This is a genomic window from Streptomyces sp. CCM_MD2014 (genome assembly GCF_000772045.1).
Classification (GTDB): Bacteria; Actinomycetota; Actinomycetes; order Streptomycetales; family Streptomycetaceae; genus Streptomyces; species Streptomyces salinarius.
In genome coordinates this window covers 354,635-367,807 of record NZ_CP009754.1, presented here as the reverse complement: position 1 = coordinate 367,807, position 13,173 = coordinate 354,635, and the positions used below count along the sequence as shown (strand labels likewise).

Genomic DNA, 13,173 nt, shown 5'->3' with positions numbered 1-13,173 from the left:
CATGGGTGTCGTCATCCTCCTCGTCATGGCGGCCGGCGTCGCCGCGATGCTCACCCGCAAGCTGCCCACCGCGTTCGCGCTGGTGCTGCTGGCCGTGGTCATCGCCTTCCTCTCCGGCGCGCCCCTGACCGGCGAGAACAGCGTCCTGGACACGGTGCTCCAGGAGGGCGCCCCGGCGCTCGCGGCGACGATGGTCGCCATCATCCTCGGCTCCTGGCTCGGCAGACTGCTCGACGAGACCGGCATCGCCGGCACCCTCGTCCGCAAGATCGTCGAGTTCGGCGGCGACCGCCCCACCGTCGTCGCCCTCGGCGTCCTCGCCGTCTCGGCGCTCGTCGGCACCGTCACCGGCTCCGCGCCGGCCGCGATGCTGGCCGGCATCATCGGCATCCCCGCGATGGTCGCGGTCGGCGTGCCCAAGGTGACCGCCGCGGGCACGGTGCTGATGGGCATCGCGGTCGGGGTCCCCTTCGAACTGCCGGTGTGGCAGTTCTTCTCCACCGCTCTCGACCTGCCCGTCGACACCGTCCGCGGCTTCATGGTGAAGCTTTTCCCCTTCGCCCTGGTCGCCGCCGTCGCCTACGTCGTCGTCGAGAACCGGCGGCGCGGCACCGAGCACGCCTGGTCCCTCACGTCGGTCTCCGCCCGCCCGTCCTCACGCCGCGAACGGCTCGGCGACGCGCCCTGGTACGCGCTGCTCGCCCCGGTGGTCCCGCTCGTCCTGGCCCTCGGCCTGGAAGTGGCCATCATCCCCTCGATGCTGGCCGGCGTGCTCTACGCGCTGGTCACCACCACCCGGCCCGGCGAGATGAACAAGCGCCTGCTGCGCACCCTGTACGGCGGCTTCGAGGTGGCCGCGCCGCCGCTCGCCCTGTTCGTGGCCATCGGCATACTGCTCGCGGCCGTCAAACTGCCCGGCGCGGTGGACGCGCTCGAGCCGCTGATGAAGGCGGTCAGCCCGCAGAACCCGGTGCTGTTCGTCGTCGTCTTCACCGTGCTGGTGCCGCTGTGCCTGTACCGCGGGCCGCTCAACGTGTTCGGGCTCGGCGCGGGCATCGCGGGCGTCCTGATCGCCACCGGCATCTACCCGGCCGTCGCCGTCCTCGGCATGGCCACCTCGTACAACCAGGTCTTCGGCGTCGCCGACCCGACCAGCACCCAGACCGTGTGGGCCGCGCAGTACGCGGGCGTCAGCCCGCAGCAGGTCATGGTCCGCACCCTGCCCTACGTGTGGCTGGTCGCCCTCGGCGGCATGTGCGTCACCGCCGCCCTCTACCTGTGACATCCCCCTCTCCCAGCCTCTCCCAGGAGTCGACATGCACGAGCCGCACCTCGACCGCCGTCTGTTCCTGAAGGGCACGGCCGTCACCGGCGCCGCCCTCGCACTGGGCGCGACCGCCGCGCCCGCCGCCTCCGCCGCACCCGGCGGCTTCCCCGACTACACCTACGTCCGCACCCTGCTCACGCCGTCCCAGCTGGCCTACAACCCCACCGGTGAGATCATCTTCCCGACCGTGAGGGGCGTCTACGACCGGCTGCCCGCGAGCGGCCGGCTCGGCCGCTACTACCTGTACTACGCCCCGCACGACGCCCCCGGCGGCATCTGCCTGGCCTACGGCGACTCGTTGGAGGGGCCCTTCACGGAGTACCCGCACAACCCGATCGTCTCCAACAACTGGTCGCCTCACTACTCCGTCAGCCACGTCTCCTCCCCGCACGTGATGTGGCACGCCGGGCGGAAGGAGATGTGGCTGTACTTCCACGGCGAGAACACCACGACCCGGCTCGCCCGCTCCACCGACGGCATCCACTTCACCTACGACAAGGTCGTGCTGAACACCTCGATGCTGCCGTCCGGCACCACCGAGACCTCCTACGCCCGGGTCTTCCCGCACGAACTGCCCTCGCGCGGCGCCCACTACGTCATGGTCTTCATGGTCAACAACACCACCAACCACCGTGACATCGGCTGGGGCTGGTCCGCGGACGGCCGCACCTGGACGTTCTCCCAGGAGCCCCTGGTCCGCCACGGCGACGTGGGCGCGGTCAACGTGGGCGGTCCGCACCTGTTGCACCGGAACAACAGCACGTACGTCGTCTACAACAAGGACAAGGAGAGCGGCGGCGACCTGATGATCACGGAAGTCGGCAACGACTTCTCGCTCCGCAGGCACCTCGGCGTCTTCTACGACTCCCGGGCCTCCGCGCCGGAGAACGGCCGCGCCGCCTCCCCGTCCTTCGGCACCGACCACGGCGTCCCGTACATGATCTACGAGGCGGGGGAGCGGCTGGCCGGATCGATCGCCATGGCCCGCGGCTGACCCCCACTGCGCCGCCGTACAACGGCAACGGGGCCGCGCGTCCGGATCGGACGGGCGGCCCCGCTGTCTTCCCGCCGGGCGCCTCAGGCGACCGGCGCCGCGTCCTTGCCGGTCGGCGCGGCGGGGCCCTCGCCGGACTCCTCGGCCAGGCGCTCCATGCCGCTGGTGGTCTTCAGCGGCTTCTCCTTGATGAACACGACGGCGACCAGCGCGAGCACCGCGAACGGCGTGGCGATCAGGAACAGGTCGGCCGTGGCGACGGCGTAGGCGTGCTCGACGATCGTCCGCATCGGACCGGGCAGCGTGGACATGTCCGGGACGCTGCCCTCGCCCGAGCCGCCACCACCCGGTACGGCGACGCCCGCGGCGCTGAGACCCTTGGTCATCTCGTCGGCGACCCGGTTGGCGAGGATCGCGCCGAGGACGCTGACGCCGATGGTGCCGCCCATGCTGCGGAAGAACGACAGCACGGAGGTCGCGGCGCCCAGGTCGGTGGCGGGCACGTCGTTCTGGGCGGCCAGCACCAGGTTCTGCATCAGCATGCCGACGCCGACACCCAGGACCGCCATGTAGAGGCTCAGCAGGCCGAAGCTGGTCTTCGCGTCGATCGTGGCCAGCAGCGCGAGGCCGACGGCCATGATCACCGCGCCCGCCACCAGGTACCGCTTCCACTTGCCGGTCCGGCTGATCACCTGTCCGGCGACGGTGGAGGACACCAGCAGGCCGAGGATCATCGGCAGGCTCATCAGACCCGCGACGGTCGGCGACTTGCCCAGGGAGATCTGGAAGTACTGCGAGAGGAAGACCGTCCCGCCGAACATGGCGACACCGACCAGGAGACTGGCGACGGTGGTCAGGGTGACCGTGCGGTTCCTGAAGATGCCGAGCGGGATGACCGGCTCGGGGGTGCGGGCCTCGACGAACACCGCGGCGACCAGCAGCAGCACGCCGCCGACCGTCAGGGCACCGGTCTGCCAGGACGCCCAGTCGAACTCGTTGCCGGCCAGCGAGACCCAGATGAGCAGTGCGCAGACACCGGCGACGATCAGGAGCGCGCCGAGCCAGTCGATGCGCACCTCGCGCTTGACCGTGGGCAGGCGCAGGGTGCGCTGGAGCAGGGCGATGGCGAGCAGCGCGAACGGCACGCCGATGAAGAAGCACCAGCGCCAGCCCAGCCACGAGGTGTCCACCAGGACACCGCCGACCAGCGGTCCGGCCACGGTGCCCACGGCGAAGACGGCACCGAAGATGCCGGCGTACTTGCCCAGCTGGCGGGGCGGGATGACGGAGGCCATCACGACCTGCGCGAGCGCGGTCAGACCGCCCGCGCCGATGCCCTGCACGACCCGGCTGAAGATCAGCAGACCGACGCCGTGCGAGAAGCCCGCCAGCAGCGAGCCGACCACGAACATGCTCAGCGACAGCTGGAGCAGCAGCTTCTTGTTGAAGAGGTCGGAGAGCTTGCCCCACAGGGGCACGGTCGCGGTCATCGCGAGCAGTTCGGAGGTGACGACCCACGTGTACGACGACTGGCTGGCACCGAGGTCGGCGATGATCGTGGGCAGCGCGTTGGCCACGACCGTGCCGGCCAGGATCGCGACGAACATGCCGGCCATCAGGCCCGACATCGCCTGGAGTATCTGCCGGTGGTTCATGGAGGTGGGCGGCGCGTCGGCGGGCGCCTCGGTAGCGGTCACGGAATCTCTTTCGGTTCAGGTCCTGTTGGGTCGCGAGCCCGGCGCGGAGCTACGCGGAGGGTGCCGGAAGACCGGCGGCGAGGAGGGTGAACACCTCGTGGAAGACGTCGAGGAAGGCGGCTTCCTCCTGGTGGGCGGACCAGTGGTCCATGCTGGTGCGCACCGCGGCGCCCGCCACCGCGGCCAGCAGCCGCGGGTAGAGCCCGGAACCGGGGCCGGTCACGGACCCCGGCCCGGCTCCGGAGCCCGGGCCGCCCGTGTCGCCGACCCCGCGCAGGCGTTCGGCGATGGCGTCGGCCAGGTCCGCCTCGGCCGCCATGTGGGCCCCGACGCCCCGCGCCAGGAGGTGCGGCGAGGCGTGCAGGACCTTGGCGTGCAGCCGCCACAGTTCGTGCTGCTGTTCCGCCTCGGCCAGCTCCGCCGCCATGGCCTCGCGCAGGGCTTCCAACGGGGAGAGAACGGCCGGTGCGTCCAGGACGGCGCGCCGCATGCGCGCGCCCGCGTCCGCGTCGACCACCACGAAGGCGTCGTCGCGGCTGTCGAAGTAGTTGAAGAAGGTGCGTACGGAGACCCCGGCCGCGGCGCTGATCGCCTCGACGGTGACCTTCTCCGCCCCGTGTTCGGCGGCGAGCCGTACCGCGGCCTCGGCCAGAGCGGCACGCGTGGCCCGCTTCTTCCGCTCCCGCAGACCGCCCCCGGCAGCACTCTTCTCCGACATAAGTTGCATGGTATGCAAAGATGCATGGCATGCAAAATAGGCGGGCGCCGCCCCCCCCAGTGAGGGATCGGCGCCCGCCGTCACGGCTGTGTCTCAGGCCGCCAGTCGCGCCAGGGTCTCCTCGAAGGTGACGGCGTTCCCGGCGGGGCGGTTGTGCGGCAGCCGGGCGAGGACCGCGGCCATGCCGCAGGTGTCGGTCACCCCGGAGAAGACCAGTCCCGCGCCTATCGCGCCGGACAGCCAGTGCGCGGGGCGCCAGAACCGGCCCGCGACGAAACCGGCGGCGACGAGCGACCCCGCGGCGAGGCGCACCTGGCGGTCCATGGGCCACGGCGCACGCGCTCCGGCCGGGCGCTCGACGGGGTGACCGGCCGCCGCCCAGGCGCTGGTGCCGCCCTCGAGCGTGGCCGCTTCCGTGCCCCGCCCCGCAAGGCGCGCGCAGGCCTTGGCGGACCGGTTCCCGGAGGCGCACACCAGCAGCAGCGGTCCCCGTGCGGCGGCCGTCCCGAGGGCGTCGGCGGCCTCGTCGAGGCGCTCCAGAGGAACGTTGTGCGCGCCGGGCAGGTGCCCGCCGGCGTACTCGCCCGCCGAGCGGACGTCGACGACGGTGAACTCGCCGAGGCGGGTCGCCGCCTGCTCGGTGGTCACGGTGGCGATGGTCACCGTGGGGGCGGTCGCGGGGGCGGCCGGTTCGATGGGGGTGCTCACGTACGGAAACCTTTCTCGTTGCGGTCCCCCCGCGCGGTAGGATACCCGCGGGGGTATGTGGGGCCGCTAGTGATCAGTTGGACATCGGGTGGAGGAGAGGGAGAAGCGTGGAACTCGACATGTCGGCCGACGAACTGAAGTCGGCGCTGAACCGGCTGCGGCGCGCCCAGGGGCAGCTCGCGGGAGTCATCCGGATGATCGAGGAGGGCCGCGACTGCGAGGACGTGGTCACCCAGCTCGCCGCCGTCTCCCGGGCCCTGGACCGGGCCGGGTTCTCCATCATCGCCACGGGGCTGCAGCAGTGCATGACCAGCGACGACCCGGAGGTGCGGGACTCGGCGCAGATGCGGGCCCGTCTGGAGAAGCTCTTCCTGTCCCTGGCCTGACGCGCTCGGGCAGGGCGGCGGATCACAGTACCGCCGTCGCGCCCATCGCCGCGGCCACGGCGAGCAGCACGGCACCGAAGAGGCGCCGCAGCGTCCCCGCGGAGACCTTCGCGGCCAGCCGCCTGCCGTCCCAGGCCCCGAGGACGGCGGTGGCCAGGAACGGCAGGAGCAGCCCGAGATCCAGGTGCACGGCGCTGTGCGCCCGGCCGGCGAGGGCCACCAGCGCGTTGGCGGACACCACCAGCAGGCTCGTGCCCACCGCCGCGCTCATCGGCACCGCCAGCACCGTCACCAGCGCGGGCACCGCCAGGAAGCCGCCGCCGACTCCGAGGAACCCGGTCACCGCGCCGAGGCCGGCCCCGGCCCCGGCCGCACGCGTCCCCGACACGGTGCCGGTCTCCAGCGGCGTGCGCCGGCGCAGCATGTGCAGGCCGGCCAGGGCCGCCAGGGCCGCGAACAGCACGGTCAGCACCGCCTCGGGCACCCGCGCCGACAGGGCTCCGGCCACGGCGGCCGGCAGCACACCCGCCGCCGCGAACAGCAGCCCGGCCCGCCACCGCACCGCCCCCGCCCGGGCGTGCGCCACCAGCGCGGTGACCGACGTGACGATCACGACGACCAGGCTCGCGGTGGTCGCCGCCGCCGGGGTGAAGCCGAGCAGGTAGATGAGCGCGGGCACGGTGAGGATGCTGCCGCCGGCCCCCAGCGCGCCCAGGGACACACCGGCCACGGCGCCGGCGATCAGGGCGAGGACCAGCGGCGTCATGCGGCGGTGTCGTCGGCGGGCGTCACGAGCGGCAGACCGGCCTCGGCCGCCGCGGCGAAACCGTCGTCGACCGCGACGACCTCGCGGCCGGCGGCGTCCAGCACGGACGCGGCGACCGCCGCCCGCATCCCGCCCGCGCAGTGCACCCACACCGTGCCCTGCGGCACCTCGTCCAGGCGCCGGGGCAGCTCGTGGACCGGCACGTGCACGCTGCCCCCGATCCACCCGTGGGCGCGTTCCGCGTCCCGGCGCACGTCGAGGACCACCACGTCCTCGCCGTCCCGCCGCGCCGCGGCCAGCTCGGCGAACGCGGCACGGCGGAAGGAGGCCGGCCGGTCCCCGTCCGCGACCCAGTCGGCCGGCGAGCCCACCGCCGCCGCGGCCGGGCGGTCGATGCCCACCCGGGCCAGTTCGCGCTGGGCGCGGGCCAGGTCGTCCGCGCTGTGCGCGAGCAGCGCCACCGGCCTGCCCCACGGGATCATCCAGGCCAGATAGGTCGCGAGCTGCCCGTCGAGCTCGAAGTTGAGCGACCCGGCGACATGACCGGCGGCGAAGGCCACCCGGGAGCGCAGGTCCACGACCCACTCGCCGGCGGCCAGCCGCCGGGCTATCTCCTCGGCGTCGGCACGCCGGGGTTCGGTCAGGTCCAGCGGGGCGGGTCCTTCGGAGTTCGCCGGTGCCATGTGGGCGTAGTAGGCGGGCACGTCGTCCAGCCCCGCCAGCAGCTCCCGGACGAAGGTCTCCACGTCCTGGACGAGCGCCGGGTTGGCGGCCTTCTCGGCGCCGATCGTGCTGTGCTCGCCGCCGGAGGAGGAGGACGAGCAGAAGCTGCCGAAACCGTGGGTGGGCAGCACGCTCACGCCGTCCTCGAGCTGGTCCGCGAGACGGTGCGCGGAGGCGTGCTGGGCGCGGGCCAGCTCCTCGGTCAGCCGCGGCTCCACCAGATCGGGCCGGCCCACGGTGCCGATCAGCAGCGAACCGCCGGTGAAGGCGGCCACGGCCCGCCCCGCCTCCTGGAGGACGTACGAGGTGTGGTGCGGGGTGTGGCCCGGCGTGGCCACCGCGCGCAGTTCCAGCCCCGCGTCGACCGGCTCAACCTCACCGTCCGACACCGCCACCCGCGCGTACGCCACCTCGGCCGCCGCCGGCACCAGATAGCGCGCGCCGGTGAGGCGGGCCAGCTCCAGGCCGCCGGTGACGTAGTCGTTGTGCACGTGGGTCTCGGCGACGGCGGTGATCCGCACCCCGCGCCGGGCGGCCGCGGCGACGACGCGGTCGATGTCCCGCGGCGGGTCCACGACCACGGCCGAGCGGGGACCGCCCGCCAGATAGCTGCGGTTGCCCAGTCCCTCGGTTTCCAGGACGTCGACGAAGAACACCGTGCTCTCTCCTTTCGCTTCCGAATTACCCCCGGGGGTATCACTCCCGGCCACCGTAACAGATATACCCACGGGGGTATTCTCCGAGGTGGGGTCACCGCTTCACGGGCCCGCTTCGCCGCCGTTCCGGACCCTGTCGCGGAACTCGGACAACTGCCGTGTGCGGGGCAGAAGTCGGGGTATCCGGTGCACCAGCACGGTCGACACCGGGGTCGGCGCCGGTGACGACCGTGCTGTTCTCGTCACGCACCGTTGCCCGCCTCCTCCCGGTACCGGCGCCCGTGACCCGTTCGGCACACGACGTGACCCGAACGGTCCTCTCGGGTACCCGCCCGGTCGGCGCAGGGTTGGGATGTGCACGGGCACCCCGTGCCCGCGCGCCCCGACCGGCTGTCCCGACACGGAAGGACCACCGATGTCCGTCGACACGCAGCAGGCGCCCACCGACCTCACCGAGGAGGAGCTCGCCGGCCTGGACGCCCACTGGCGAGCCGCGAACTACCTCTCCGTCGGCCAGATCTACCTGATGGCCAACCCGCTGCTGGCCGAACCCCTGCGCCCCGAGCACGTCAAGCCGCGGCTGCTCGGCCACTGGGGCACCTCACCCGGCCTCAACCTGGTCCACACCCATCTCAACCGGGTGATCAAGGCGCGCGACCTCGACGCCCTGTGCGTCTGGGGCCCCGGCCACGGCGGTCCCGCGGTCCTGGCCAACGCGTGGCTGGAGGGCTCGTACACCGAGACCTACCCGGACGTCACCCGGGACGCGGCCGGGATGGCCCGGCTCTTCAAGCAGTTCTCGTTCCCCGGCGGCGTACCGAGCCACGTCGCGCCCGAGACGCCGGGCTCGATCCACGAGGGCGGCGAGCTGGGCTACGCGCTCTCGCACGCCTACGGCGCAGCCTTCGACCACCCGGACCTCACCGTCGCCTGCGTGATCGGCGACGGCGAGGCGGAGACCGGCCCGCTGGCGACGTCCTGGCACTCCAACAAGTTCCTCGACCCGGTGCACGACGGCGCCGTCCTGCCGATCCTGCACCTCAACGGCTACAAGATCGCCAACCCGACGGTGCTCGCCCGCCTCCCGGAGGGCGAGCTGGACGAACTCCTGCGCGGCTACGGCCACGACCCGATCCACGTCACCGGCGACGAGCCCGCCGCCGTCCACCGTGCGACGGCCCGGGCCATGGACACCGCCCTCGACCGCATCGCCGCGATCCAGCGGGCCGCCCGCGAGGAGGGCGCCACCGGCCGCCCCCGCTGGCCCATGATCGTCCTGCGCACCCCCAAGGGCTGGACCGGCCCCGCCGAGGTCGACGGACTGCCCGTGGAGAACACCTGGCGCGCCCACCAGGTGCCCCTGCCCGCCGTACGGACCGATCCGGAGCACCTCGCGCAGCTGGAGCGGTGGCTGCGCTCCTACCGCCCCGAGGAGCTGTTCGACGACGCCGGGGCCCCGCGGCCCGCCGTCCTCGCCGCCGTCCCCGAGGGGCCCCGCCGCCTCGGCGCCACCCCCTTCGCCAACGGCGGCCTCCTCCTGCGCGAGCTGCCCCTGCCCGCCCTGGAGAAGTACGCCGTGCCCGTCGGCGAGCCCGGTGCGAGCATGCACGAGCCCACCCGGGTCCTCGGCGACCTGCTCCGGGACGTCATGGACGCCACCGCCGACCGCCGCGACTTCCGCCTCGTCGGCCCCGACGAGACCGCCTCCAACCGGCTCCAGGCCGTCTACGAGGCCAGCGGCAAGGCCTGGCAGGAACAGACGCTGCCCGTCGACGAGGACCTGGACCGGCACGGCCGCGTCATGGAGATCCTGTCCGAACACACCTGCCAGGGCTGGCTGGAGGGCTACCTCCTCACCGGCCGGCACGGACTGTTCTCCTGCTACGAGGCCTTCGTGCACATCGTCGACTCGATGGTCAACCAGCACGTCAAATGGCTGCGCGTCACCCGCCGACTGCCCTGGCGCGCACCCATCGCCTCCCTCAACTACCTGCTCACCTCCCACGTGTGGCGGCAGGACCACAACGGTTTCTCCCACCAGGACCCCGGCTTCGTCGACCACATCCTCAACAAGAGTCCCGAAGCCGTACGGGTCTACCTGCCGCCGGACGCCAACACCCTGCTCTCCGTCGCCGACCACGCCCTGCGCAGCCGCGACTACGTCAACGTGATCGTCGCCGGCAAGCAGCCCTGCTTCGACTGGCTCTCCATGGAGCAGGCCCGCGTGCACTGCGCGCGCGGCGCCGGCGTCTGGGACTGGGCCGGCACCGAGGACGGCAGCCGCGAACCCGACGTGGTGCTCGCCTGCGCGGGAGACGTCCCCACCCAGGAGATCCTGGCCGCCGCACAGCTCATCCGTCAGCACCTGCCCGGACTGGCCGTGCGTGTGGTCAACGTCGTCGACATCGCCCGACTGCTGCCCAGCGGCGAACACCCGCACGGCATGAGCGACTTCGAGTACGACGGCCTGTTCACCGCCGACAAACCGGTGATCTTCGCCTACCACGGCTACCCCTGGCTCATCCACCGGCTCGCCTACCGGCGCACCGGCCACGCCCACCTGCACGTGCGCGGCTACAAGGAGATCGGGACCACCACCACACCCTTCGACATGGTGGTCGGCAACGACCTGGACCGCTACCGACTGGTCATGGACGTCATCGACCGCGTGCCCGGCCTCGCCGTGCGCGCGGCGGCCGTACGGCAGCGCATGGAGGACGCCCGCCTGCGGCACCACGACTGGATCCGCGAGCACGGCGTGGACCTGCCCGAGGTCGCCGACTGGACCTGGGACGGCTCGCGGTGACCGCGACCCCGTCGACTTGGGACTACGACCACTACGACCCTGCGGAGGAACGGCTGCGCGAGTCCCTGTGCACCCTCGGCAACGGCTACTTCGCCACCCGCGGCGCGCTGCCCGAGTGCGCCGCCGACGACGTGCACTACCCGGGCACCTACGTCGCCGGCTGCTACAACCGGCTCACCTCCGGCGTCGCGGGGCGCGAGGTCGAGAACGAGGACATGGTCAACCTGCCCAACTGGCTGCCGCTGCGCTTCCGGCCCGCCGGGGGCGACTGGCTCACGCCCGACACCGCCGAGGTGCTCGACCACCGCCAGACCGTGCACCTGGACACGGGCGTGCTGGAGCGCCGCACCGGGTTCGCGCTCGGCGGGGAACGCGTGCTGTACGTGCGCCAGGTGCGTCTGGTGCACATGGCCGACCCCCATCTCGCCGCCCTGCGCACCGAGTTCACCGCCGAGGGCGGCCCGGCCGACCTGGAGGTGGAGGCGGCCCTCGACGGGGGCGTCACCAACAGCGGGGTGCCGCGCTACCGGGAACTCGACGGCCACCACCTCACCCACGTGCACACCGGCGGCGCCGACGCCGCCGACACCGTGTGGCTGCGCTGCCGGACCCGGACCTCGGACACCCGGATCGGCATGGCCGCCCGCACCACCGCCGACGCGCCCGTCACCGCGGCACGCGAGCACTTGTGCGTCACCCAGCGCACCGTCCTGCGCGTGGAGCCGGGCCGCACCGCCGTCGTCGACAAGGTCGTGGCCCTGCACACCTCGCGCGACCCGGCGATCAGCGACCCGCTCCAGGCCGCCGTCGACCGGGTGGCCGAAGCCCCCGGCTTCGACGACCTGCTGGTCACCCACCGCACCGCCTGGGGCCAGCTGTGGCGCCGCGCCGAACTGGAGGTGCCCGGCGAGGCGGGCAGCATCCTGCGCCTGCACCTCTTCCACGTGCTCCAGACCCTCTCCCCGCACACCGCCGACCTCGACGTGGGCGTACCGGCGCGCGGGCTGCACGGGGAGGCCTACCGCGGCCACGTCTTCTGGGACGAACTGTTCGTCCTGCCCTACCTGAACCTGCACTTCCCCGAAGTGTCGCGGGCCCTGCTGCACTACCGGCACCGCCGCCTGGAGAGGGCCCGCTCCGCGGCCCGCGCGATCGGCAGGCGCGGCGCGCTCTACCCCTGGCAGAGCGGCAGCGACGGCCGCGAGGAGACCCAGCAGCTGCACCTCAACCCGCGCTCGGGCCGCTGGCTCCCCGACCACTCCCACCTCCAGCACCACGTGGGCTCCGCCATCGCGTACAACGTGTGGCAGTACTGCGAGGCCAGCGGCGACGCCGAGTTCCTGCACACCAAGGGCGCCGAGATGCTGCTGCAGATCGCGCGCTTCTGGGCCGACTCCGCCACCTGGGACGAACAGGTCGGCCGGTACCGCATCAGGGGCGTCGTCGGCCCCGACGAGTACCACGAGGCCTACCCCGGCGCCGACCGCCCCGGTCTCGACGACAACGCGTACACCAACGTCACCGCCGCCTGGGTGCTGTCCCGCACCCTCGAAGTCCTCGACGGCCTGCCCGAGCCCCGCCGCCGCGAACTCGTCGAACGCACCGCGCTGGACGACGCGGAACTGGAACAGTGGGACAGCGTCTCCCGCACCCTCCACGTCCCCTTCCACGAGGGCGTCGTCAGCCAGTTCGAGGGGTACGGCGACCTCGCCGAACTCGACTGGGCGGGCTACCGCGAGCGGTACGGCGACATCAGGCGCCTCGACCGCCTCCTGGAGGCCGAGAACGACAGCGTCAACAACTACCAGGCGTCCAAACAGGCCGACGTCCTCATGCTGGGCTACCTGTTCTCCCCGGCCGAACTCCGCGCCCTCTTCGGCCGCCTGGGGTACCGGCTCGACGAGGAGACCTGGCAGCGCACCGTCGACCACTACCTGGCCCGCACCAGCCACGGATCCACCCTCAGCGGACTCGTCCACGGCTGGATCCTGGCCCGCGCCCGCCGCGCCGAGGCCTGGGCGTACTTCCAGGAGGCGCTCAAGGGCGACGTCGCCGACCTCCAGGGCGGCACCACCGGGGAGGGCATCCACCTCGGCGCCATGGCGGGCACCCTCGACCTGGTCCAGCGCGGGCTGACCGGTCTGGAGAGCCGCGCGGGCGCGTTGTGGCTGGACCCCGTGCCGCTGCCCGAACTGTCGTCGTACGGGTTCTCCGTGCGCTACCAGGGCCACTGGGGGGTGCGGTTCCGGCTGGAGCACGGCCGGCTGGAGATCGCCGTACCCGCGGCCGGCCCGCTGCCGATCGACGTCCGGCTGCCGGACCGCGAGGTGCGCCTCCAGCCGGGGGACACCTGCCGGCTGGTGCTGCCGGACTGACCGGTCCCGCCCGCCGG

10 protein-coding genes are annotated in these 13,173 nt (G+C 72.8%); 5 read left to right on the top strand and 5 right to left on the bottom strand.

Going from position 1 to position 13,173, the window contains the following annotated elements; translation table 11 throughout:
• Nucleotide 1 precedes the first annotated feature (1 nt).
• Both NI25_RS01660 and NI25_RS01655 read left to right on the top strand, forming a co-directional pair.
• Nucleotides 2-1,282, top strand: coding sequence for a TRAP transporter large permease subunit (locus NI25_RS01660; protein ID WP_061440693.1), 1,281 nt, complete (start codon nt 2-4; stop codon nt 1,280-1,282).
• 34 nt (nt 1,283-1,316) lie between these two features.
• The gene (locus NI25_RS01655; protein ID WP_061440692.1) at nt 1,317-2,321 is read left to right on the top strand and encodes a twin-arginine translocation signal domain-containing protein; all 1,005 of its coding nucleotides are present in this window, start codon (nt 1,317-1,319) and stop codon (nt 2,319-2,321) included.
• Nucleotides 2,322-2,404: 83 nt separating this feature from the next.
• Here NI25_RS01655 and NI25_RS01650 read toward each other — a convergent pair whose 3' ends face one another.
• The 3 genes from NI25_RS01650 to NI25_RS01640 form a co-directional block, all read right to left on the bottom strand.
• Complete coding sequence (locus tag NI25_RS01650) at nt 2,405-4,018, bottom strand: MDR family MFS transporter (RefSeq protein WP_061440691.1); 1,614 nt, start codon at nt 4,016-4,018, stop codon at nt 2,405-2,407.
• A gap of 49 nt (nt 4,019-4,067) precedes the next feature.
• Nucleotides 4,068-4,745: a TetR/AcrR family transcriptional regulator gene (locus NI25_RS01645; RefSeq protein ID WP_061440690.1), complete on the bottom strand. Its 678-nt coding sequence runs from the start codon at nt 4,743-4,745 to the stop codon at nt 4,068-4,070.
• Nucleotides 4,746-4,829: 84 nt separating this feature from the next.
• A complete protein-coding gene (locus NI25_RS01640; protein WP_061446700.1) occupies nt 4,830-5,399 on the bottom strand; it encodes a rhodanese-like domain-containing protein in 570 nt (189 codons plus the stop codon).
• A 152-nt stretch (nt 5,400-5,551) separates the two neighbouring features.
• Here NI25_RS01640 and NI25_RS01635 point away from each other — a divergent pair, with 152 nt between their 5' ends.
• Nucleotides 5,552-5,830, top strand: a complete 279-nt coding sequence (locus NI25_RS01635; protein ID WP_003978241.1) for a metal-sensitive transcriptional regulator — start codon at nt 5,552-5,554, stop codon at nt 5,828-5,830.
• 22 nt (nt 5,831-5,852) lie between these two features.
• On the opposite strand, the gene NI25_RS01630 is transcribed toward NI25_RS01635, so the two are convergent.
• Both NI25_RS01630 and NI25_RS01625 read right to left on the bottom strand, forming a co-directional pair.
• On the bottom strand, nt 5,853-6,596 hold the full coding sequence (locus NI25_RS01630) for a sulfite exporter TauE/SafE family protein (protein WP_061440689.1): 744 nt from the start codon (nt 6,594-6,596) through the stop codon (nt 5,853-5,855).
• Nucleotides 6,593-7,975: an MBL fold metallo-hydrolase gene (locus NI25_RS01625; protein ID WP_061440688.1), complete on the bottom strand. Its 1,383-nt coding sequence runs from the start codon at nt 7,973-7,975 to the stop codon at nt 6,593-6,595. Before NI25_RS01625 ends, NI25_RS01630 begins: the two co-directional genes overlap by 4 nt.
• Nucleotides 7,976-8,390: 415 nt before the next feature.
• Here NI25_RS01625 and NI25_RS01620 point away from each other — a divergent pair, with 415 nt between their 5' ends.
• Nucleotides 8,391-10,781 (top strand): phosphoketolase, encoded by a 2,391-nt coding sequence (locus NI25_RS01620; protein WP_061440687.1) that lies wholly within the window; start codon nt 8,391-8,393, stop codon nt 10,779-10,781.
• Nucleotides 10,778-13,156 (top strand): glycoside hydrolase family 65 protein, encoded by a 2,379-nt coding sequence (locus tag NI25_RS01615; protein WP_061440686.1) that lies wholly within the window; start codon nt 10,778-10,780, stop codon nt 13,154-13,156. The genes NI25_RS01620 and NI25_RS01615 overlap by 4 nt, the downstream gene beginning before the upstream one ends.
• The last annotated feature ends 17 nt before the right edge of the window (nt 13,157-13,173 follow it).